A 21,748-nucleotide genomic window follows, 5' to 3' on the forward strand; every position below is an offset into this window, starting at 1 on the left:
CAGCAGGTTTTTGGCACCTATTTCAAGAGAATTTAAAAATGTCGGCAAAGAACATAAACAACGTCTTTAATAAGGACGATGTTTATGTTCTTTACTTTGTCGGGATTATTGGGGGGATAAAGTAAGTTCTAGTTGGATACATCCTTACAGTAATGTATTGCCAGACACTTTACTCCGTCTATTACCAGACACTTTACTCCGTACATTACCAGACACTTAACTCCGTTATGATAGATCGTGGCCACTTTGACGTTTTTAGATTTCATTTTTCTATCATTCTGAAAAATATTTTTAATATATTTTTACTAGGAGTGAGCTAAATACCGGACACTTTACTCCGTGAAACAGTCACTTTACTCCGTGAAACAGACACTATACTCCGTGAAACAGACACTATACTCCGTGAAACAGACACTATACTCCGTTACCAGTCACTTTACTCCGTGATTTAACGGACACTCTACTCCCATTGTCAAAAACAAATCAGTCTGTTAATGTCGAAAATATAAGAATGTTGGTAGATCTCACCAATTATCTTATGAATCATTCTTCGGATAATGAGGAATGAAAAAAGCTCCCAATGGCAATTGGAAGCTTTGTGTGTTCGAGTCGTTTTGGCGAACGGCCTCGATAGAATTCGATTTTCTAGACCTGGTTGGCTGACCTTGGGTCTGTATAACAAAACAGCTTTACTCTCATTTTTCAAAAATTTGAAAAATTCGAGGGTCTGCTTTCTTATTGCTTGTTTTTATTATACCAAGGAAAAGCCTTACTATTCAATAGATTTAAGGGGAAGGAGGTGTATTTTCATGAGTTTTTTTCTTGCGAATAAGCGCAGTCTTGAACAAGGAATTCAAACAACTCCAGTACGGCTCTCAGTAACCTTTATGCAGAGTCTATTTGATATTGAACTCCAATATGATTCAGGGCTCACTTACCGTGTTGGCGGAGAAAATACCCGTGAATATCACCTTCATCACCTTACTCAATCCGATGTACAATTAGCTATCATCCTGCAGAAGTGCTGCAACACAGCTGGACGTTTTCATGATCTGACAGCACTCTCCAATGTTTATGATAAGATTAACGAGTATTTTGAAGAACCAGTATGCTTATCTCAATTCTACGCATCTATGGCCAAGTTTAGAACACTGGGGCTTCTTCGTGTTGATCACGATCAAAGCTTTCAAACTTATAGCATGGAACTAAACTATTACCGCAATGAAGAAACGGATCGCATTGGTAATCACATGAAGGCTCATCCGTTTATCTTCTCAAAAGCATTTACAAGACTATCACTCAGAGAACAAAAGCTATTCTTGTCCTTATACATTCAGCAAGGCGTAAATCCAGATAAGATAGAGTCCACATTCCGCTGCTTCGTACCAACGAAGAGTGAGCATGTCCAATACCAAGACCTGCAGCGGTTCCTTCACACAAATACTTCCTATGTCAGACATGCAATTACTCGCCTGGCAGAGGAGAAGCTATTTGATAAGGCGCCGTTGTTCAGTAAAGCTTTTTATCTCAAAGAAGGTAAGAATTTCAGTAAGGTATTCATTTTGGTGAATCCATCTCTTCACGTGCATCCCCTTGATGAAGATTGCCATGATCCCATACAACCACGGACAGCATACAAACGAAAAGCAAATCTCCTGCAAAGAGAACTTGAAAAAGTTGGTCTCGGCGATCTTGTCGCATACAAACAGGGGTCTGAATTTAATAAGGTTGTCAGAGTATTACGTAAAGTTAGCGTTGGCGTTGTTAAGTTCGTTGTGAAATCAATTCACGAGCGCTTTATCATGAAGGAGGCCTATCCACACCAATTAGTGCCTCTAGTTTACGATGCTGTTCGTGATCGCACTAAAGCTCGCCTTTTAGCGCTAGCAAACCAGCACGGCCTGTATAGGCTCATTTCGCCGAGCTGGGAAGAAGCCGAGAAGGAAAGCCGGCATAACGAATTTACGACCGCCCTTGGCCATCTCTCTGAAGAGCAAGCAAAGTTCTTATTCGAACGACTTGCTCCAAAATTGAGAGAGCGATTCATGGCACCACCATCATCCAAACAACACCGCTATCTCTATGATGATCGGTTGACATGGCTACCTGGAATTGAAGTCATTCGCAAACAAGCTAAACGATCGTACAAGGATCCGGAAGATTACTTCCGAATGGAGCAGGAATACGGCCTTCGATACACATTAATACGGAGTAATTATCAATCGGAGTCTCTCACTTATCAAAAAGCAGTGAGGCATTTAGTTGATGATTTCCTCGAGGATGTTGAAAAACTGCCTACGCTTACTCTTGCGCCAGCTGTAGACGTTAACTTCCGCCTTGAAAACGAAATATTAGCCTTGGCTGCTGCTCAATCTGCTTAACCCCTGACCTGTAAAAGGATAGGGGTATTTGCGCTGCCTGCCTAAGGATTTCGAGTCATTTCATTCAAGGAATCCTCTAGATCAACAGTCTCTATATACCTTCAGCATATTGAAAACCAAGGAACTCAGACAATTTTTGAACAAAAGAGGCGCGGCCCATTGTTCTTAATAATTGCTTTTTTCGATTAAAATAATGTGGATTATGTTATGAAAGGTGATAGAGTGGATAATCTTTCATATTTCCATATTGTGCTATGCATCTTTAAATGTTTTTTTCGAATAGCTTTTTGTGAATTTACTTGATAGTGAGGATAATAGGGATATATTGAAAAGTCGATTTTGATAAGTAGGCCCAGTGCTTTCTATTCATCCACAGTTTAGCAAGCTGCCTAACTTTATATGAAAAAAGCAAATATGCCTATTTTTTGACTATGGATAAAACATTTTAAATGTGAAAAATGATAATAAATACTATGCTTTAAGCAACATGAAAGACTGAAACCCCTTGCTGGGATTGGCGTTTCAGTCTCCCATATAGGTCTTTATTATTTAGTTCTTTATAAAGGATGTATTAATATAAAGGTTATAGTAATATACAAGGATTAATTTGAATCTTGTTCTTATAGGATTCATGTGGTAATATTTTCATCAGAGTAGTAGTTTTTCCTTGTCGCAAGTTTAATGCCCTATGTGGCGGAATTTATGAGAAAAGGTAGTAATATGCCCTTTCTAATGATTCCTACCCCACATAGGGCTTTTTTGTTTCTACTCTATTGGCGGATGTAGCGACCCGTATCAATTAAAAGGCTCACACCTATTTGCATCGTTTTCATTCTGGATTCCTTTCGAATCTCGATCGATGCTTGGGTGTGTATTTTATTTTCAGGAGGTGAAGCCCCTATCGCATTAGCAATTAGGGGCGATGAGATGAGTAATATGACGGATCTTTTGTTACAACAAGAGGAAGAAGGATCAGTGCAAACCCGTACTGAACAAAATGCGGTTATCGTCAAAATCAAAGATAGGAAGCAATTCTTGTCCATGATCGACGACGTCGCCAAAGCAACTGCCTCTTCAGATGCTATTGCGGTGCTACAGATGATCAAGATGGAAATCAAGAAGTCTGTACCCAGAAGAAAGACTGATGGCAGCGGGGGAATGGAAAACGTCCCAGGTAATGCTTTGACGCTAGTCGGCGGCGACGGAACAATAAGCATTGTGAAAGCTACTGCATCTCTAGAAGGTGTAGATAATAGCGTAATTGAGGCAGATAGAGATATCAGTGTGTTGATACCCGCTGAAACATTTTCTAAAATCTGCAGTAATCTTCCCGCCGGTGATTTTAGGTTAGAGCTTGAAGAAGAGCGAATGACCATTAAAGCAGGCAAAGCAAAGTATCAGTTGGCAACGCAAGATGTCAGTATGTATCCGAATATCCAGACAGAAACAGATGCGGTTTCGTTCAGTACCCGCTCCACAGAATTCTGCTCAGTCATCAAAGAAACCCTCTATGCGGTTTCTAAGGATGATTCGAGACCTCAAATCTGCGGTGTGCAGTTAAAAGGTACTGACAGTGGTGTCCTGCTACAGACCACCAATTTGAAACTAGCTTCGCTACAGCTACTAGCGGTTGAAGTGCCCCCTTTCGAAGGGATAGTCTCTCAAAAGACTGCGAAGCTGATCTTGGATATTTTCGATAAGACAGATGGGCCTGTTCGTGTTTCTGTTGGACCGAGTCTAATTACGGTAGCCGGCATCGGAGTCATGATTGTGAGCAAACTGATCTCAGGCGCCGTTATCGATCTCGAAGCGCAACTGCCCAGGTCGTTTGCCTCGGAATGCACGGTTAACCGCAAGGAGCTCGAAGATGCATTCAAACGAGCAATGTCCGTGACAGGCAAGGAACAAAGAGGTGTCAACTTCAAACTCGTAGACGGCGAGTTTCATATTACAGCTAAAGGTGAGCTCGGTAACGGACAAGAATCCATATTCGTTACTGATGGAACCGGTGATATGAAGGGATGCGTCGATGCTGAAGTAATGAAGGATACGCTCAAATCGATGGACGCATATGAACAAATCCACTTTAGATGGTTGGATCCACTGAAGCCCTACATTTTGGCCCCAGCTTTAAAAGATGGCGAAACCTCCAGTAGGCGGGCTGTCGTTGTTCCACTTCGCTCACGTGATGTGTGATGACATGATGGGGATCATTGATAACATTAAGTTATCTTGTATGCGCTGCGGACGTGCTCAATCTAAATATGTGGATGTAAAGGTGATTGCCAAAATTCATTGCCCTAGTTGCGGACAAACGGAAGAATCTCTTCTTCCGTTTGCTTCTTTCGAGCAAGTGGAGGGACGTCCCATCTATAGGGTATTTGAAGCTCGGCTGACAGGCGAGGCAACGATGATAAAGTTCTGCTGCAGCAATGTTCGACAAGCGAGTCTTATAAAAGATATCCGGGCCGGGAGATTTCTAATTGAACCCGATACTGCGGTTTGTCTATTTGAGACTTTCGATCGGAATGAAGCGCGCAGCATGGCCACCGAGTTTTAGTCTATGGAAACTAAGGAGGCAAGTGGATCATGGTTATCAGTATGGGAGTGGGAATTTACGAAGTTTGCCCTGATGCTTTAGAACAGGGAAAATTCCTCATTTTACGGGTAATCTGTTCGGATATTACAAAGGCGTAACGCGTTATCGCATATTATCAATATTGCGATTTTAAATGAGCTAATAGCCAGCATAGGAAAAGTAGTCGACTATTATCAATTATATGTAGGGAGGGAGCCCCTCTGCCATTTGTGCAGCGAGGGGATTCCCCCTCTTGCAATTGGTATGGGTGCATAACTATGTCGTTTATTACATTAAATAAAAGCGCAGTAAGAGAAGTCCGTGACGTATTCTATCGCACATGCGATTCCAAATGTCTATCTGATAAGGACCTATTGACGGTGGTTTTAGAACCATTGGTGCGTGATCGCTGCGTGTCGTTGGTAATCGATCAGATCCTGGAAAAAGGTCTTCCGTATCTTTCGACGCTATCTGAATTTGAATTGTCTGTCCTATTTGACCTGGATGAAAAACAATCGTTCTACCTTATGTCGGTCTTTGAGTTATCTAAGCGATTAACTCGGGTTCGACAAGAGGACGCTGTTGTTATTCGTTCGCCAAAGGATGTTACCCTCGTTATAGAAGATCTCAGAAATTTAGATAAAGAACACTTTGTTGTACTTTACCTAAACACCAAAAATAGGGTGATTGGTCGCGAGACAATCTCTGTAGGTTCTTTGAACGCTGCGATTGTACATCCGCGCGAGGTCTTTAAGGCAGCAATTCGAAGAGGAGCAGCTTCAATAATCGCTTCTCATAACCATCCCAGCGGTGATAGTTCGCCTTCACCGGAGGACATCCAGTTAACGAGTCGATTGGTAGAAGCGGGCAACGTAATTGGAATCGAGCTGCTTGATCACGTCATTATCGGATCTACTGGCCACACGAGTCTCAAAGAGATGGGACATATGTAAGAGGTTATTATATTCCAGCTCAGAGTGGGAGCTATTATGCACAGCCCACCACTTAATGGGGCTGTATAAGGAGATTACTTATATGAATAACAATAAGGCTGCTACCGGTGAAATGGTAAAGAACGGATTATCTGAAGCTGACTCATTTTTCTCATTAAATCGTTACTTTTTTCTGGTTGAATCCGGAGAAAAACCTACTTTAAGCCATGCTCAAGAGGCTATTCAATTCCTTTGCCAATTATACGGGGTAAAGACTGAATCAGAATTGCTTCAAAGGGGTGCAAGTGAAATAGTAGCGCATTTTAATGCGGTAAAAGATAAGATTATGTCTTATGTCAGCGCAGGACATATGAAAAATGTCCAATTTCTTGGGTTTGAGTGCAAGGTTGTGATCTCACGCAACGTAAAAGGAGGAGTTGAAATCAAACTCTTTGATGCGGCGGACAACACACCCTTTGCAACTGCAACCATTTGCGTGCCCGGTGTAGTGCTTCCTTCTGAGCGCCATGTAGTGATCAAAAACTACGCAGAAAATGAAGGTATTCTAGATGCACTAGAGGCAGCAGGGATTGTAAAACGGACAGGAGTTAATATCCGATCAGGATTTGCTTCATGCCCTGTAGCGGAGTTGCTCGTGGAACCGGCTTAAATATGACGTAAGAATATGAGGGTGTACTCTGTACATCCTCATATTTTTTTTACAAAGAAAGGGGAATCTCCGTATGTTTATTCAAATGAACCTGCTGACGTATCAGTCTGACTTAGACAATGAAGCGTATGAATATTATAACGAGCTGCAGTCGCTAACAACAACGCGAAGAAGCGAGGCTGGCTATGGAGGCGATATTCGAGGGGAAGCAGCCGTTCGTAGACTCTACGCGACTGGTTCAGAGGTGTACGATGCCCGGAAAAAGGGCCTTATTCCACACGATGAGTTTATTACGCAAATACTTGAGCTTCTTGTGGAGACGTACAGCCTTCCCATTAATGGGGTCGTGTTTAAGGATATTTACTACGTTCCTCAAAAGCCTGTTGTTTACCGACCGAGATATGCTCGGGACTTGAGGACAAAGGTGAACGTGGGATTAAAAGTCCCTGTAGATGCACTCCTTGTTTACTCGGAGACTTATGAGAAAGACTATTGTCACTATTTCACAGCGGTCTATATTCATGAAGGTCGCTGGTACCAGTCCCATCTATGGGACCTCAAAGATAAGGACAAGTCTGAATTTAGAGTGAAAAAATTATATGGGGAAAAATTTCAGGCAGATCGCGAAGGACAATGGTGGTCACGTGAAGGCTTCCAAAAGGCCAAAGATGAGAAACGGTTAGATACTCAGATTGTTGGGGCTGTTTATTTGAACTTTTGGCATTTTTATGGACGAGATATGGCACTTGAGCGTTTGGGGCTACCCCCATTGTCGCTCAAACCAGATGGCGTAAAAGGGAGGGATTATTTCTATGGAGTGGTACAAGGATCGGAAAATAGAGATCGGAAGCAAGGTTCACGTATATCGGAATCTGCATAAGGATTCTATCGTCATTCGTTGTGAGAAGACTGGATTGGTGGCAGGGTACTGCGATACTGTTCGTCTGACTGATGCTCGATTTTTTGTCTCAGAGAGTGGAAGAAGAAAAGTATTGGAGAAGCGGGTCCGCTCGGTTCATGCGTATGTCGTGGGTACGCTTGATGCCTACGATTTCGAGCTGGATCGGAACGGCAAAACACCTATTTATTATCAGCCATATTTGACTGAGACCTTCGTAAATGAATTGACGAAGGAGCCTATTTTTGGTGCCTCTGAGGTAGTTTTCTTCTACGATCGGGCGTATATAGCGACTCAAGAACAAATAAGTGAGCAACTGCTGCTGACGGTATAAAGTCCGTTGTCATCGACCGATATTTCGTGATACAATAACAGTAAGAATTTTTTGCCCCTTTAGTGATGGGCGTTTGTGTGAAGTCGAAGACCCTATGGGTTGAATTTATGTGCTAAGTTCTTGCGCATGAATCTGCTCATCGGGTCTTTTTTTTTGCGTTTTCAATTATGAAAGAAGGAGGAAAAGGGTATGACCGAACAACTCATTGATCTACCGAGTTTACTTAAAAAGAGAATCTCGGAAGAAACGGTAAATGAAATTCGAGCACTCGATCTGCGGGAATTCGCCACTGCTATGGGAGACGATATTAGACGTGTAGGGAAATGGTACATGACTTACAGAAATGGTGGGGAACGTACACCTTCTGTCGGAATTAATCCTTCTCAGAGCAGATGGATGGATTTTACTCGTCAGGGTGTCGGCGGAAACGATGTGCTTTCTTATTACGCATATCGTATGTATGATGAGATTTCGCTAAAAGACCGAGAGAAATTCGTGGAATCCTGTATACGAGTCTGTGGTATTGCCGGGATTACATTGAAGTTTCAGGATGGGACTTTCCTTGAATCTGATGGAGATCGGCGAGTATCGCAAGCACGAATTGTTGTGAAAGACGAACAAGAAGACGCGAAACGCGAAGATGAATGGCTTAATGTTTATTATCGGCGGATGCTAGAGTTTTTGGATTTAGGGGATAAGCATAGAGAGCACCTACTGCAGGAGCGTGGCTTTACTCCAAAGGAAATTCAAGTTCGCGGATATCGGACGGTAACCGATAATTTTCGTAGTCGGTATATGCTAACAAAGGAACTCATTAATTCTTTGAAGGAGGACCCTGACGGAATTCCCGGCTTTGTCCTTATGCAAAAAGACCATATGCGGTATTGGACACTTGTGGCGAGGAATGGATTCCTTATCCCTTTCCGTAACCTATGGAACCAGATATGCGGCTTTCAACTTAGAGTTGATGACCCAAGGATGATTAAGCTACCTCCTGGCTATACGGCGCGTCTTAATAACGGGGAAGTGGATATCATCGACAAAGTAAGTGAAGCCGTTGTCTGGAAAGGTGTGAGGGACAGCTTTCCAGTCTCGCTGGATCGTGGAACCGCTGTACTCGAACCTGGAGCCAAGTATGTCTGGCTTTCCACCAGTAAAGATGCTGAGAGGGGAATTTTACAAGGAGCCAGTATCGGTCATCCGAGACCCGCTCCGTATCATGTTGCTGTTCCCTCTGCTGTGCTTGAGAAATGGGAATCCGGGGATTTAGTGAGTAACGTATGTGATGTTAAGGAGGTTTGGTGGGGAGAAGGACCGCTTAAAGGTGACATTGCCTCAGATTTAACGAATGGTATTCATCTTCAGGCTGCTGGTGTTCGGAGTTATCGACAACTGTTTGAACCGACTCTTCAACTTAATCCGAAGCGGGTTATCATCGCTTTTGATGCAGATGCTCAGGTAAAAGTAGCGGACGTTGGTAAAACAGTTATCCAATGTATTGAGGAGGCAAAGGAGATCTTTCTTCCGAAAGGAATAGAGCTCTACTATGCATCCTGGAATCCTGTTCAGCAGAATGGAGCTGCGAACGGATTAGATGAACTCTTAAGAATGGAGTTAAAACCCCATATGATGGCACTTGGAGGTGATGAATATCCCTATGAGTATCCATACGATGAAAATAGGTAAGCCCTACAAGTTTTTGTATTTGGGATTCATTGTAGAAGGTGTGCTTACTGCGGAGACTGCGATCACTTATGTCTTTGAATCAGCATCGTTGAAGGATGAGAAGACTGGTGAGTACGACGAGATGCCGTTGCCGTTTGTAGAGATTGTGAAAGATATGGCTGAAGAATTATAACGAAGAGAAAGTGGCGGCTGGGAATTTTCCAGGAAGCCACTTTCATTTTTATTATGACGACAAAGGAGCGTGTTAGGAATGGGGTATCAAGAATCATTAGTCCAATTTAAAAGTATAGAGTGCTTGAAATCTGAGCTTCGGCAATACAACAAGAAAGACAAAAGTCATGATTTAGCCGAGGTCGTTTGCGTGGATCGGGTTAAGAAAAACGTAGATGCCTTTACTGTTGGTGACTTATTGGCAGTAGTTTGCGGCGAGCGCAGTGCACAGCGTAGCAATGAGTGTTTGGAGTTTGGCATTGGTTTGAAGAATGTAAAAACTATCACGTATATTGATGAGTTTTATGATCGCACGAATGATCTGGCGAGTTTCTTGGATGGACATTTTGAAAGGCTATCAGATACAGATTATGAAGCGTTGATTAAAGAAGCATAGAATATTACAACGCCATATTGCCCTCTTCGGAGGGCTTTGTTATTTCTATAGGTGCTAGGATTAACTCCATGTAGGGGTAGCTGAATCCCCCCTGCTTACCCTGACCTTATAGATGTAATCAAAACGAATCAACGACCAGGATGCTATTGGTTCAATAGCGCATTGAGGATACACTTAATGTGTCTACCCTGAATTATGGTTGCAGCAAGTGTTTAATCGCTATATGTAAAACACAAGTATTTAGCGCTTTAAAATGCTAAAGCGAATTACATTTTTTTATTGTATACTGGTAGGAAATAAACCTATTGGGAGATGATTTGAATGAAGACTAGAGACATGGGCATTTGCGAATTTGTAAGAACGAGTTTTGTGAACCTGATTGAAAATAATATCATTGTTCCGGAAATGGCCGAGAAATTAACAGATAAAAAATACTGCAAGAATACATTTGGAATCAACTACCCGTTCTTAAAGCCTTTAAATGACCACCAATCAATTTCAGAACAAGCAGCGGACCACAACGGGCGAGGACGTTTCTTGGTGAAACCTGTTGTCACCCTATATGGACAGCGATACATCATATGCAATCACTGGATTGATGCCCATTGGACAAAATACAGGACCTGGCTCGAGAAACACGGTGACTCCATATCTTCGAAAGCGTAGACCCAGAATCGTGTTATACTTCCAGTAAGGCAGCGAGCTATTCAGTTGAAGGCGGTGGGATGCATTGGAGGAGTTTAGTCCATTTTTGATACATAAGGGAATGCTGTATATTGACAAGCTCATTAGGGAGCAAGGAGCAACTATACTTGATCGAACTGAAAGAACAATAGTTTCAACCTTAGGCGGTCATATGACGGCAATCTACGTTATTCCGCGTGACTTTGTAAAGGATGATCAGAGCGCAACGATTAAGAAAAAAGAAGACTACACTTCGATTGAGAGATTTTTTAGATCCCATAATTCAGACAGTAACTTTGTACTTATTGCATACGGCGTGCGCTCTGGATTGAGATATACAGCAGGCAAGTGTTTTTATATCATGGTGCCCAAAGGCACCGTAGATAGAGTATACTCACGTCCTCAAACGACCATAAATATTGGTACCTCTAAAAATCAGATGCGTGTTTGGATGTCCGAAGGGATAGAGTATCATCCAATGTCCGGTAAGGTTTGGAACATCGATCAGAGCATGTTTCACAACAAAGAATATAATGGCGGACATCTTAACTGGAAGATGAACTTCGGACCAAAGGAATGGGCCATCCTACAGCTATTCGGTTTTCAAAAGCCCCAGTGGTTTTCACTGAGATCTCAATGTCTTATAGAAGGAGAAGAACATTATATTGGTGTAGGTAAAGCTGGTAGCCTGGCTTACTCTCGGTGTGGTGTTTGGTACACGGTGACTAAAAAAGCGAATAAAAATATCATCAAACCTGTATCTGTAAATAAGGATGGAGTCAGATCGGAAGCACCGGCACTCTGGACATCACTTGAAATATCAATAACAAATAATGACCAAGAACGTCCGTCACAGTTACTTCTTATCAGAGTGATTGAAGCGGGATGGTTCGAAGGATTGGGCGATTTCGAAGAGCAGGAATTTTTGCCGCCGCCTCCAATTGAGGAGCCGGCAGATTGGGATTTTGATGGTCAGCATTTGGCTAACTATCGTAAGGAGCAGATAAACCTTAGAAGAGATCTTCTGAATGGCCGTACTGAAGCTCCATGTGTGATATGTGGGGAAGTTTACCCAGAGGATATGTTGTGGGCTGCACATATAAAAAAAAGATCCGAATGTTTTCCAGAGGAAAGGGCTGATAAAGATAACATTGCTGCATTAATGTGTAAGATGGGATGCGACGATCTATTTGAAAAAGGATATATCGGAGTTAAACAAGGAGAGGTAGTTCTACTTCGTCCAGCAAGGTTAGAAGCTATGCAAAGTAGATTGTTGAAGTTACAAGGTAGAGAGTGCACAGCATGGCGTGATAAGACGAAGGCTTACTTTGAATGGCATGTTAATTTCTTTCGAACAAAATACATTCTAAAAGAGTAGGCTGCTAGTAAGTTAAATATGTTGGCAAGAGGAGTGTATCAACTGAAATGTATAATAACATCTTTCACTATTATAGAAGTAAACGAGATTCAACTGAAAACTTGCCTTCTAAGCAGGTCGAAAATAATGTAAGGAAGGCTTTAATAAATGTTTTGGAGCATGCAAGCCCTTTATTAACTTATCGTTTTGTTTCACAGTTTATCGACGGTGAATGTAATGTGGAGGAATACGATTATCTTTATGAAGTAGGGAGCCAGTTAGATACTTGTACGTCTAAAGGATTTATTATCGGAATCGCTGAGACTGATGAGATTTCAAATACAAATTCCATTAAAAAAACAAAAACACGGCCAGATGGAGCAATTCTGTCGACGGCACTAAGTATTTTAATTGAAACAAAGACTGGCATCGATCAATTGGATAGAAATCAACTGGAGGGACATAAGGATACATTTGCTACAGGCCAATTGTTCGAGAGCGAACCGGTCATAATTAAATGGATCGACATTCGTAATTTTTTTGCGGAACAATATATTGCCTTTAAGGAAGACAAGCTGACTGCATTTTTAATTGATCAATTTATTCGATTTTGTGATTATAATTCCGTAGGATTCCCTGATAAGTCAAACGAACACATCTTTAGTCACTTTAAAACGATGGATGCGCGTAGCTTAGCTAAACAATTACATCACTATCTATTTTATGAATCTCATTACAAAGACGAGGTAGCGGATGCTCATGAGCTAGAGGGAACAGAGAGAACAGACTGTATAGCTTATATAAATAAGGGATGTTCGTTTAAATTCCTTTCAACGACTAAATCAAGGGATGTATGTGTAGCCCTTCATCTCGGTGGGAGAAAACACAAACAGGATGCTGTACAAATGCAGGAGCAGATCGATCAAATGCTCCAAAGACGATTTATAACTAAATCACCAACACCTGGTGAAGTATACATACGATTAGAATGGGTTAAGAATTTGGATCAAATAAAACCATTTATCGACCAGGCATATTATTTGAGGTTGAAATAGATAATGATTCAATGGATGCTCTCATATTTTGGGTCAGCATAGTACTAAATTGATTGGATTACCGTAATTTTACAGCACTGGGGTTTCTAATACATGGTAATATGAAATTGGGTATAATCTTTATCAAATATCTCTTAATTTTCTATTACGGGGCAGGAGTGTTTTTAATGTTGAAAAAGCTCGGTTTAATCCTACTACTATTCTCTACCATTTCTACTGGACAATCATATGCAGCGGAAACACCACCAACTGTATTTTTGGACGGCGGTAAGCTTGAGTTTGAAGTTCCACCCACAATTGTTGATGGAACTACATTAGTTCCTCTTCGAAAAATATTCGAGGAACAAGGTGCCCAAGTTGCATGGAATGCTGATACTCGAACGGTTACAGCTGTAAAGGGTGACATAACCATTGTGTATCAGATTGGCTCATTAACCGCAAAGAGGAATCAGGAGCAACTAAAACTATCAGTACCAGGTCAAATCGTTAGTGGATCCACGTTAGTGCCACTTCGTTTTGTATCTGAGGCCCTCGGTAACACGGTTGGCTGGGAATCTCACTCAAAGACTATTATTATCAGTGCAGCAAAAAAGTTCGCAGCTAAGGTGATAGGCATATCTGACGGCGATACTCTGACGATCGATCGTGAAGGTACTCCAGAAAAGGTCAGGCTTATTGGGGTGGATTCACCTGAAAGTGTGCATCCGGACGCGACTAAGTACACTGAATATGGAAAAATCGCTTCTGCATTTTCGAAAGCGCAGCTTGAAAATAAAACTGTTTATATTGAAACCGATATAGGTGAACGTGATCAATACGGCAGACTGCTTGCATACGTATATCTGGATTCAGGGATGATGTATAATGCCCTGCTCGCTGCTGAAGGTCATGCGACGCAACTTACCTATCAACCCAATGTACGCTGGGTAAATCTATTTGGGGCATTAGCAGCGAACGCTCGCAGCGCAGACATCGGATTATGGGCTTACGATAATGAAAGCGGATCTATTGTTACCGGCACGAACGGTAAAGTTACGATTACGTCGTTGGATTATACGGCTGAGATCGTTACAATTCGAAACGATGACTCTAAAGATATTAACATGACAGGATGGAAACTTGTCAGTGTCAAAGGAAATCAAGTCTTTAATTTTCCTGATGGTTATTTGTTAAAAAAGGGATCTACAGTATCGATAACCAGTGGAACAAAGGCTAAGGAGGCTGATGGTTTCTTAAAATGGACCACGGCAAACGTTCACAACAATAATGAAGATGATCCAGCAGAATTGTATGATATGCAAGATAATATGATCAGCTCGTTTGAATAGGCATCTTCAAAATACGATTCTATCAGAACTACCTCTGTATATTCTCTGATAAAAAAGGTGATTATCGTGGAATGCTTACATTGCGAAAAAAAGCTGGTTACCGAAGAAGAGAAATTTTGCGGTGAGGCATGCGAGAAACGCTACCAGAGAAACCTAAATTTCTTTATTAAGACTTACGAGATGACGCCAGATCAAATGTCGCAATATCTTCAGCAAAATCAAATTACTGTTGCTGAAATAGCCCGCAGGCGCGGCGTCGGTCCAACGGGTGTATGGGGTACGTTCAAAAAAGTCGGGGTAAAGGTTTATCGCCCCGAAGCAATTCCTCCAGTGACGCATAGATGTGAAAATGAAAACTGCCAAAAAACATTTACACGACCCAGATGGGGCCATGACGCCAGATATTGCAGTAGGTCTTGCGTAGCAGAAGCTACAAGCACCTTACATATTTCTGATTCAGATTTTCGCTCAAGTGATCTCTTAATAATTGCTCCTAAAGAGGAGTTAGGGCTATACGGGCATCTAAATCTTCGCACTCGGCACATGACGCAAATTGCACGTAATCGTGTCAATCACTATTTCTTCATGAATGGCATTTGTAATGAGAAGACAGCTTACGTCTATGGTGTCATGGCCACTGACGGTAATATTCGATTTCAGCCTGAGATTGGCTATGCCAGTATGCGCCTGCGCCTAACTGACCTTGATATTATTGAGAAAATCGCAGACCTCATCCAGTACAAAAATAAGATTATGCATGTCGTTCCTAAGAACCCGAAGCATCAACCGCACCGAACCTTAGAAGCAGCTAGTCAGTGCTTGGTCAATGATTTGGGCGCCCTTGGTTGTATGCCGGCGAAAACAGGTCGGATCTATTATCCACTTGTTCGTCCGGAGTTTGAGCGTCATCTCATCCGGGGTATTATCGATGGAGATGGGAGTTGGGTAACAAGCGAAAACAAACGAAAATCTTTGAAGTTAGAACTCAATATAACAGGTAATGATCAATTTCTATGGGGCGTGTACAAGCGTATTTTTGAGCATCTAGGCGTCAAACCGCAATCGATTCACTATGCCATCGAGTACGATAAAAAATCAAGGTTGCCGAACATCGCCAAAATTACGTATAACAAAACCGACGCTTTGAGAATTCGAGAGTGGGTTTATGAAGGCGCTACAATTTACGGCCAGCGAAAACGAGATATCGCATATTCTGCCAGGTTCCAAAAGGACGAAATATCATCTACGATACTTAAGTATTACCTCGGCGTGACTAAAGAGTATATACATCGGGGAATTCATGTCTTTAAGTTACCGCATAAAACGTTTGGAAACCGCTTTGTATTTAATGAATCCGATGTTGAAGAGTGGGTTCGGCATTTGAAAAAGGAATTATCATCTAGTGAACCCAAGAGCGGTCCAAAAATTAAAAATTTGATTGCGCTGAGAAAGCGCTGGATAGACTATGATGAACAATTCAGCATCAATAGACTATGGAATTTGAACGACTCGGAAAGGGATCCTGTAGAGCTATCAGATTGAGCAGGTATTACGTGACGCCAGTATTACCTCCCAGGTACCGTTAAAAGATCATTACTATGAGTCGTAGCTCTGCATCAGTTCATAGACTTTCATTTTTATCTCTGGTAAAATGTGATTCAGAACCACTTCAGTCTTTTATTATTCCGCGAATGCGGCAAGTTGAGCTCCCTATGGGAAGCAGCTACAGGTTTTATACCTTAGCGCAACCATAGGGGGCTTTTGTCTTTTTAAAACCAAATGACATTGCACAATGTTATAAAACATTATTGCACTATTGGGATACTAATGATACTATGGTGTTACACAATTACATTGGAAAATAATGGAGAGACAATAAGGGAGGAGCGGGATCTTTGGATTGGCAACAATTACTGGTATATGGGCAGATGGTACCCATAATGGCTTCAACTGCTGTTACAGACTGGAAATATAGAAAGGTATTTAACATTGTCTCTATGCCGGCGATATTGGCGATGATTATCACTCGTATATATGTTCACCCACAAGGGTGGTTGTTCTATCTAGCTGCTTTAGTGCCTGCGCTTTTGTATTACATTCTTGCACTAATTACGAATAAAGTAGGCGGCGGGGACATTCTGATGGTTGCTTATTTAGGACTTGCATCCGGCATCGTGGCTACAATGCTCTCAGTACTCAATGCAGGTATTCTGGGGCTAATCTTATTTTATGTTGAAGCTTTTTTCGGAAAAAAGAAGCCAAGTCTAGAACAACCTTGGGTTAGCTTATTGTTCGTTGGATTCTGCTTATCAGTTGTGCAGATCAGTTGTCTTAAGTTCATTTTTCCATTCATAAATCCCTGGGGGTAGAAAAAATGTTTCAAAACCTTGAAGAAGTATTTATTTTTGCCGGCCAACGAATCGAAGTCAGAGACTCCATGATTGGCAGCCAGTATATAGTTAAAATAAAAATCGGAGATCGATCGGAAACGGTCGAACCGAAAGAAACGGGATTCCTGACTGGTCCGAATTCGAAATTTTCGAAGTTGTTGAGGAAACAAGGGTGCACGCTTATTTCTGCGAGTTGTGCAACTTATTATTTACATCGTAAGAGCCGGAATCGGCTTTCCCACGAATCACTTCAGATCAAAAAGTGGCTGACTCAAAATGGTGCGGCACAGGGTGGAATTCTGTATGGTGAAATTGAACCGGGAAGAGTACCCGGTTGGTATATCGTTCTGATGATGCAAGTGGAGCGTTACGGAGGATTTATTGATTATGTAGAGCCAGGGTATCAGTTCTTAGGTGAACACCCCATGTGTTACCAGATACGTAAAGAACGTGGAGTCGACGGTATTTACAATAACGGTTGCGAGTTTTTCGTAACGACAGTAAGTGGACAAGAAGTAAGGAATATTTTAAATGTCAAATAATCTAATGATGAGAGGAAGAAAAAACGATATGTATAAAGTAGAGTTTATTTCTAAACGAGTAAAAAAGGAATTTAGCGAGTTTTCTAAACAAGAGCAAGGGGCTATAGAGGAGGCCATTGTTGAGTTAGGTTTAAATCCACGGCCAATAAGTAGAAAGTACGAACAACTTTGGTGCTGCGCTGAAATTAAAAAAATTAAGGTTGGTAGGATTCGCGTCTTTTACCAGATCGATGAAAAGAATAACAGGATATGGATAGGCAAACTTGATAATCGTGATAGTCATACATACAAAACGGATCCTAAGAGTTGGTTTCAACGGTCAGCATAACATACCACATTATGACTGGAGAGTAAGATATGATTCCTTATTTAAGTATTTGTGTTGTTCCTTTACTTGCGGTGCTGCTTTATATTACCAAGTTGTTTGATCGCTTACGAAAAAAGCGAGGTTATAGGTTTCTTACAGTTGGGTCAGCGATATTACTGATATCTGTATTACTGGAAATATCCATTTCGATAACAGAGCTCCAGCCATCTAAACTGCTTGATATACTTCATCATCTAGTTCAAGCCCTGTTTAATATAGGCTGGTATGTGAGCGGAATCGCGCTGTTTATGCTTAATCGAAATTTGGTCAAACGAGGTAGGATAGTTCTCCTTTGTATTCTTCCTGTGATCTTGATTATTAGTTTCATACCCTCATATATCACTATGTTCATTTGCGGTTTCGCAGCGATTTTTGTAGCTTTCCAAATTTCTAAATGGTTACCAGAGGCTAATTCAGGATTCCGCTTGCTGCTTATCTTATTTGCGATCTCTGAGTTGTACGGTGGTATCGAGCATTTGCTTCCCAAAAGCATGAGCTTGCATTACGCAGATCTTGTACATGATTCATTTTTTATTTTAGGCTGCAGTATGGTCCTTGTTCTCGTAACGACGCGGATTTCAGATGTTTTGGAAAACTCCTACAAGTCATCCATTACCGACGGCCTTACAGGGCTATTTAACAGAAAGTACTTTATGAGTGCAGTGCAAAAATATGTGGAGCGGGCCTCAGATGTAGCGATCATCTTTTTTGATCTCGACAATTTCAAAATGGTTAACGATACACAAGGACATAAGGCTGGAGATGATGCTCTCAAGATAGTGGCATCCATTCTAAAGGAAGAGATAGAAGGACGTGGGATTGCTGGGCGGTTCGGCGGAGAAGAGATGGTTGTGCTCGTAACGTCGAATGAGGCGGTTTTGCTTATAGAAGAATTCTCGGAGCGGGTGCGAAAACGTATTGAAAAAGAATGCGTTACAACCGCAAGTATTGGCTTCGCTCAGTATTCAAAAGGGCTTTCTGCAGAAGAACTCCTGAAACGTGCAGATGAAGCCATGTATCACAGTAAAACGAGTGGGAAGAACAAGGTTACTGGGTTCATGCTTGCATGACTTCTAAATCATCAACATGATCAAGGAAAATAAAGATCGTTAGTGGAAAATAAAGTCCGTTAGTGGAAAATAGAATTCGTTAGTGAGTGTTTACTTTTGTGAACATTCACTTTTTTATTTCTAGGTGATCAAGGAAAATAAAGTTCGTTAGTGGAAAATAAAGTTCGTTAATGGAAGATAGAGTTCGTTAGTGAAAGTTTACTTTTGTAAATTTTCACATTTTTTGCTTTTAGATGTTAGTTAGTTGATTAATTTAGGTTAGTTATGGCATGGCCATTCATCATTGATTATTGTTATTGATTGTAAGTAGCAGCATAACTCTAAGCTTATTCGAGCCTTCTCAACTACGATGAAAATTAAAGGGCTGCCGCGTGGTAGCCATTCGCTACGCTAACGGGAGTTTAGAACAGCAAAATGCAGTGTTATTTGAAAATGTTACAACTGACATAAAGGGGCTGGATAAAAGCGTGGATTTAGATTTATTACGAGAAGCAATAGTAAGTAACAACATGGATAAAGTTGAAAGCATGTTTGAGGAGATAGGCAGAAATAAACTACAAGAAGCCATTCCCCTTCTTATAGAATATTTAAAAAGCACTGAGAGCAATATTTTGAGAAATTCTATTGCAAATTACGTTAAGTGATATCGGGAACGATAAAGCCGTTGAACCATTGATAGATATGATAAATCACCCAAAAACATTGGGAGCAAGAGGTACATTGTTACTTGCACTGAAACCATTTGAATGTTCTCCACATTTAGAGACACTGGTTTACCATTTGATAAAAGGAAATTTTGAGGTCCAACTTCAAGCAAATGAACTGATTGAAGAGATTAATTCAGGGGTATCGGATGAAGTATTATTAAGATGTATCCTAAAAGTAAAGGAAGGAATAGACGGAGTAGAACGTCAACATGAGATACTTTCAGATACATTAGAAAGGCTATTTACCCTCAAGAAGATATAATCAACTATACTTCTTATTTCGCTAAGTACTTTATGGGGTAAAACAACATTAAGATTTAACATAGCCAAACAAAAAAGCACACTCCACTGCCACAGGACAGTGAAATGTGCTTGGGAAAAACAGTTATTCAATCAAATCTTGTACGAACATTGATTACTCTCTGGTTTGATAGTTGTTGGCATTCACGGAATGCAAAATGTCTGCATCCAAGACATTGTGAGTGGTCAAGTTTTGTTATTGCAAAGCTAACTGCTTCACCTGTTTTTTCAAAAATGTGTTCCTGCCCTATGAATTCGCCTAATCTTGTTTTTCGAAGCATTTTACGTGGTTGATCTTGTATTTCTGAAATTATTACGATTCCACCGTGTTTTTTAAAATGCTTGACGATACTCGATAAATTTGATTCGCCAGTTATGTCCATATAGGGTACATTACCCATTTTTAATATTAAAACTTTTGGTTTGTAATTAATTTCTTCCATTATGGATTTCTCGAACATATTTGCAACCCCAAAGAACAGAGAGCCTTCGACAGTATAGATGCTGATTTGGGGGCAATTATGTTGCTCATTAACCATATGAGTTGAAACTTTTTCATTCTTATCGGAAGGGTCAGGCAAGACCTTAGCAGTAATAAGAAGATCACTCATATGTTTCACAAAAATGATACCTGACAAGATTAATCCAACCTCCACTGCGGTTGTAAGGTCTGTAAATACAGTCAGAAGAAAGGTAATAAGCAAAACTAATGATTCAGCAGTTTTGGTTTTTAGCACGTGTGCGAACTCTCTACGTTCACTCATATTCCAAGCGACGACCATTAAAATGGGTGCCATACTAGCAAGAGGAATATTTGAAGCATAAGGAGCAAATAGGAACAAGACTAACAATACGACAATACCATGAATAATTCCAGAGAATGGAGACTCCGCGCCATTTTTAATATTGGTTGCAGTTCGAGCAATAGCCCCTGTCGCGGGAATACCTCCGAATAACGGGGTTATTATATTAGCAATACCTTGACCCATCAATTCACGGTTGCTGTTATGTCTAGTTCCTGCCATACCGTCAGCAACCACAGCTGAAAGTAAAGACTCAATGCCACCTAACATTGCAATTACAAAAGCTGGTTTTATTAAAGCCTGAATATGTTCAAATGAAAGTGCAGGAAAGTGTATGCTTGGTAAACTATTTGGGATCGCTCCATAGGTAGAACCAATGGTTGCAATCTTATCAGGAAAGAAGAGTGATGCTACAATTGTTGAAATCAATAATCCAACTAATGAGCCAGGAATTTTAGGGAGCAGCTTTGGTGTCAGAATGATAAGAAGCAGACAAATCACTGCGGTTAAGACACTGAAGATATTGATTGTTGAAATGTGAATGCCTAATTCCTTCATATTGGAAAGGAAGTCTTGGTGTTTTTGAAGATTACGCAATCCAAGAAAATTGGCAATTTGTCCTGTAAATATGGTAACGGCTATTCCTGTTGTAAAACCTATAGTAACAGGACGGGGAATAAATTTGATAACACCACCTAATTTAAAAATCCCCATTAATAACAAAATTACTCCAGCCATAAATCCTGCAATAAGTAAGTTATCGTATCCATACTGCATAACAATAGCAAATAGAATCGGTACAAAAGCTCCTGTTGGACCACCAATTTGAAATTTTGAACCACCAAATAATGAGATTAGTATTCCCGCTACTATCGTTGTGTATAAACCATATTCAGGCTTAACGCCTGAAGCAATTGCAAACGCCATTCCTAGTGGAATGGCGACAATCCCAACAATCAATCCCGAAATTATGTCCTTTTGAAAAGTTTTTCTATTATAGCCCTGAAATCTGCCACTAAAAGAGAACTTCATTTTGATCCCTTCCATCTTAATATTCTT

General features: G+C 40.9%; 22 protein-coding genes. 21 read left to right on the forward strand and 1 reads right to left on the reverse strand.

Annotated features, from left to right (window positions below; translation table 11 throughout):
- Window positions 1-809: 809 nt before the first annotated feature.
- The 21 genes from AC1DVJ_RS16895 (at window position 810) to AC1DVJ_RS16995 (ending at window position 19,848) form a co-directional block, all read left to right on the forward strand.
- Window positions 810-2,381, forward strand: coding sequence for a hypothetical protein (locus AC1DVJ_RS16895; RefSeq protein ID WP_477592404.1), 1,572 nt, complete (start codon window positions 810-812; stop codon window positions 2,379-2,381).
- A gap of 927 nt (window positions 2,382-3,308) precedes the next feature.
- On the forward strand, window positions 3,309-4,577 hold the full coding sequence (locus AC1DVJ_RS16900; protein ID WP_477592405.1) for a DNA polymerase III subunit beta: 1,269 nt from the start codon (window positions 3,309-3,311) through the stop codon (window positions 4,575-4,577).
- Window positions 4,549-4,941 carry a hypothetical protein gene (locus AC1DVJ_RS16905; protein ID WP_477592406.1) on the forward strand — a complete coding sequence of 131 codons (393 nt, stop codon included), beginning with the start codon at window positions 4,549-4,551 and terminating at the stop codon, window positions 4,939-4,941. Before AC1DVJ_RS16900 ends, AC1DVJ_RS16905 begins: the two co-directional genes overlap by 29 nt.
- 296 nt (window positions 4,942-5,237) lie before the next feature.
- The gene (gene radC, locus AC1DVJ_RS16910) at window positions 5,238-5,912 is read left to right on the forward strand and encodes a RadC family protein (protein WP_477592407.1); all 675 of its coding nucleotides are present in this window, start codon (window positions 5,238-5,240) and stop codon (window positions 5,910-5,912) included.
- Window positions 5,913-5,994: 82 nt separating this feature from the next.
- On the forward strand, window positions 5,995-6,561 hold the full coding sequence (locus tag AC1DVJ_RS16915; RefSeq protein WP_477592408.1) for a hypothetical protein: 567 nt from the start codon (window positions 5,995-5,997) through the stop codon (window positions 6,559-6,561).
- Between the two features lie 73 nt (window positions 6,562-6,634).
- Window positions 6,635-7,441, forward strand: coding sequence for a hypothetical protein (locus tag AC1DVJ_RS16920; RefSeq protein ID WP_477592409.1), 807 nt, complete (start codon window positions 6,635-6,637; stop codon window positions 7,439-7,441).
- Window positions 7,374-7,793, forward strand: coding sequence for a hypothetical protein (locus AC1DVJ_RS16925; protein ID WP_477592410.1), 420 nt, complete (start codon window positions 7,374-7,376; stop codon window positions 7,791-7,793). Before AC1DVJ_RS16920 ends, AC1DVJ_RS16925 begins: the two co-directional genes overlap by 68 nt.
- A 189-nt stretch (window positions 7,794-7,982) precedes the next feature.
- On the forward strand, window positions 7,983-9,479 hold the full coding sequence (locus AC1DVJ_RS16930) for a hypothetical protein (RefSeq protein ID WP_477592411.1): 1,497 nt from the start codon (window positions 7,983-7,985) through the stop codon (window positions 9,477-9,479).
- The gene (locus tag AC1DVJ_RS16935) at window positions 9,466-9,651 is read left to right on the forward strand and encodes a hypothetical protein (RefSeq protein WP_477592412.1); all 186 of its coding nucleotides are present in this window, start codon (window positions 9,466-9,468) and stop codon (window positions 9,649-9,651) included. The genes AC1DVJ_RS16930 and AC1DVJ_RS16935 overlap by 14 nt, the downstream gene beginning before the upstream one ends.
- A gap of 78 nt (window positions 9,652-9,729) precedes the next feature.
- Window positions 9,730-10,086, forward strand: coding sequence for a hypothetical protein (locus tag AC1DVJ_RS16940; RefSeq protein WP_477592413.1), 357 nt, complete (start codon window positions 9,730-9,732; stop codon window positions 10,084-10,086).
- 321 nt (window positions 10,087-10,407) lie between these two features.
- Window positions 10,408-10,752 (forward strand): hypothetical protein, encoded by a 345-nt coding sequence (locus AC1DVJ_RS16945; RefSeq protein WP_477592414.1) that lies wholly within the window; start codon window positions 10,408-10,410, stop codon window positions 10,750-10,752.
- Between the two features lie 64 nt (window positions 10,753-10,816).
- Window positions 10,817-12,148: a hypothetical protein gene (locus AC1DVJ_RS16950; RefSeq protein ID WP_477592415.1), complete on the forward strand. Its 1,332-nt coding sequence runs from the start codon at window positions 10,817-10,819 to the stop codon at window positions 12,146-12,148.
- 47 nt (window positions 12,149-12,195) lie between these two features.
- Complete coding sequence (locus AC1DVJ_RS16955) at window positions 12,196-13,182, forward strand: hypothetical protein (protein WP_477592416.1); 987 nt, start codon at window positions 12,196-12,198, stop codon at window positions 13,180-13,182.
- Between the two features lie 167 nt (window positions 13,183-13,349).
- Complete coding sequence (locus AC1DVJ_RS16960; RefSeq protein ID WP_477592417.1) at window positions 13,350-14,510, forward strand: stalk domain-containing protein; 1,161 nt, start codon at window positions 13,350-13,352, stop codon at window positions 14,508-14,510.
- Window positions 14,511-14,567: 57 nt separating this feature from the next.
- Window positions 14,568-16,052: a MerR family transcriptional regulator gene (locus tag AC1DVJ_RS16965; RefSeq protein WP_477592418.1), complete on the forward strand. Its 1,485-nt coding sequence runs from the start codon at window positions 14,568-14,570 to the stop codon at window positions 16,050-16,052.
- Between the two features lie 353 nt (window positions 16,053-16,405).
- A complete protein-coding gene (locus AC1DVJ_RS16970) occupies window positions 16,406-16,879 on the forward strand; it encodes a prepilin peptidase (RefSeq protein ID WP_477592419.1) in 474 nt (157 codons plus the stop codon).
- Window positions 16,880-16,884: 5 nt separating this feature from the next.
- Entirely contained in the window at window positions 16,885-17,442 is a 558-nt protein-coding gene (locus tag AC1DVJ_RS16975) for a hypothetical protein (protein WP_477592420.1), read from the forward strand.
- A gap of 28 nt (window positions 17,443-17,470) precedes the next feature.
- Complete coding sequence (locus AC1DVJ_RS16980; protein WP_477592421.1) at window positions 17,471-17,770, forward strand: type II toxin-antitoxin system RelE family toxin; 300 nt, start codon at window positions 17,471-17,473, stop codon at window positions 17,768-17,770.
- 29 nt (window positions 17,771-17,799) lie between these two features.
- Window positions 17,800-18,879: a GGDEF domain-containing protein gene (locus AC1DVJ_RS16985; protein ID WP_477592422.1), complete on the forward strand. Its 1,080-nt coding sequence runs from the start codon at window positions 17,800-17,802 to the stop codon at window positions 18,877-18,879.
- Between the two features lie 371 nt (window positions 18,880-19,250).
- Window positions 19,251-19,523, forward strand: coding sequence for a hypothetical protein (locus AC1DVJ_RS16990; RefSeq protein ID WP_477592423.1), 273 nt, complete (start codon window positions 19,251-19,253; stop codon window positions 19,521-19,523).
- On the forward strand, window positions 19,504-19,848 hold the full coding sequence (locus tag AC1DVJ_RS16995; RefSeq protein WP_477592424.1) for a hypothetical protein: 345 nt from the start codon (window positions 19,504-19,506) through the stop codon (window positions 19,846-19,848). Before AC1DVJ_RS16990 ends, AC1DVJ_RS16995 begins: the two co-directional genes overlap by 20 nt.
- A 127-nt stretch (window positions 19,849-19,975) precedes the next feature.
- Here AC1DVJ_RS16995 and AC1DVJ_RS17000 read toward each other — a convergent pair whose 3' ends face one another.
- Window positions 19,976-21,721, reverse strand: a complete 1,746-nt coding sequence (locus AC1DVJ_RS17000) for a SulP family inorganic anion transporter (protein ID WP_477592425.1) — start codon at window positions 21,719-21,721, stop codon at window positions 19,976-19,978.
- Between the last annotated feature and the right edge of the window lie 27 nt (window positions 21,722-21,748).

The organism is Paenibacillus sp. P4_A9, assembly GCF_056402415.1.

Excerpts from the sequence above, each read along its gene's own strand:
- AC1DVJ_RS16895 (WP_477592404.1), top strand. The coding sequence starts at position 810 with ATGAGTTTTTTTCTTGCGAATAAGCGCAGTCTTGAACAAGGAATTCAA.
- AC1DVJ_RS16900 (WP_477592405.1), top strand. The coding sequence starts at position 3,309 with ATGAGTAATATGACGGATCTTTTGTTACAACAAGAGGAAGAAGGATCA.
- radC (WP_477592407.1), top strand. The coding sequence starts at position 5,238 with ATGTCGTTTATTACATTAAATAAAAGCGCAGTAAGAGAAGTCCGTGAC.
- AC1DVJ_RS16915 (WP_477592408.1), top strand. The coding sequence starts at position 5,995 with ATGAATAACAATAAGGCTGCTACCGGTGAAATGGTAAAGAACGGATTA.
- AC1DVJ_RS16920 (WP_477592409.1), top strand. The coding sequence starts at position 6,635 with ATGTTTATTCAAATGAACCTGCTGACGTATCAGTCTGACTTAGACAAT.
- AC1DVJ_RS16925 (WP_477592410.1), top strand. The coding sequence starts at position 7,374 with ATGGAGTGGTACAAGGATCGGAAAATAGAGATCGGAAGCAAGGTTCAC.
- AC1DVJ_RS16930 (WP_477592411.1), top strand. The coding sequence starts at position 7,983 with ATGACCGAACAACTCATTGATCTACCGAGTTTACTTAAAAAGAGAATC.
- AC1DVJ_RS16935 (WP_477592412.1), top strand. The coding sequence starts at position 9,466 with ATGAAAATAGGTAAGCCCTACAAGTTTTTGTATTTGGGATTCATTGTA.
- AC1DVJ_RS16940 (WP_477592413.1), top strand. The coding sequence starts at position 9,730 with ATGGGGTATCAAGAATCATTAGTCCAATTTAAAAGTATAGAGTGCTTG.
- AC1DVJ_RS16945 (WP_477592414.1), top strand. The coding sequence starts at position 10,408 with ATGAAGACTAGAGACATGGGCATTTGCGAATTTGTAAGAACGAGTTTT.
- AC1DVJ_RS16955 (WP_477592416.1), top strand. The coding sequence starts at position 12,196 with ATGTATAATAACATCTTTCACTATTATAGAAGTAAACGAGATTCAACT.
- AC1DVJ_RS16960 (WP_477592417.1), top strand. The coding sequence starts at position 13,350 with ATGTTGAAAAAGCTCGGTTTAATCCTACTACTATTCTCTACCATTTCT.
- AC1DVJ_RS16975 (WP_477592420.1), top strand. The coding sequence starts at position 16,885 with ATGTTTCAAAACCTTGAAGAAGTATTTATTTTTGCCGGCCAACGAATC.
- AC1DVJ_RS16980 (WP_477592421.1), top strand. The coding sequence starts at position 17,471 with ATGTATAAAGTAGAGTTTATTTCTAAACGAGTAAAAAAGGAATTTAGC.
- AC1DVJ_RS16985 (WP_477592422.1), top strand. The coding sequence starts at position 17,800 with ATGATTCCTTATTTAAGTATTTGTGTTGTTCCTTTACTTGCGGTGCTG.
- AC1DVJ_RS17000 (WP_477592425.1), bottom strand. The coding sequence starts at position 21,721 with ATGAAGTTCTCTTTTAGTGGCAGATTTCAGGGCTATAATAGAAAAACT.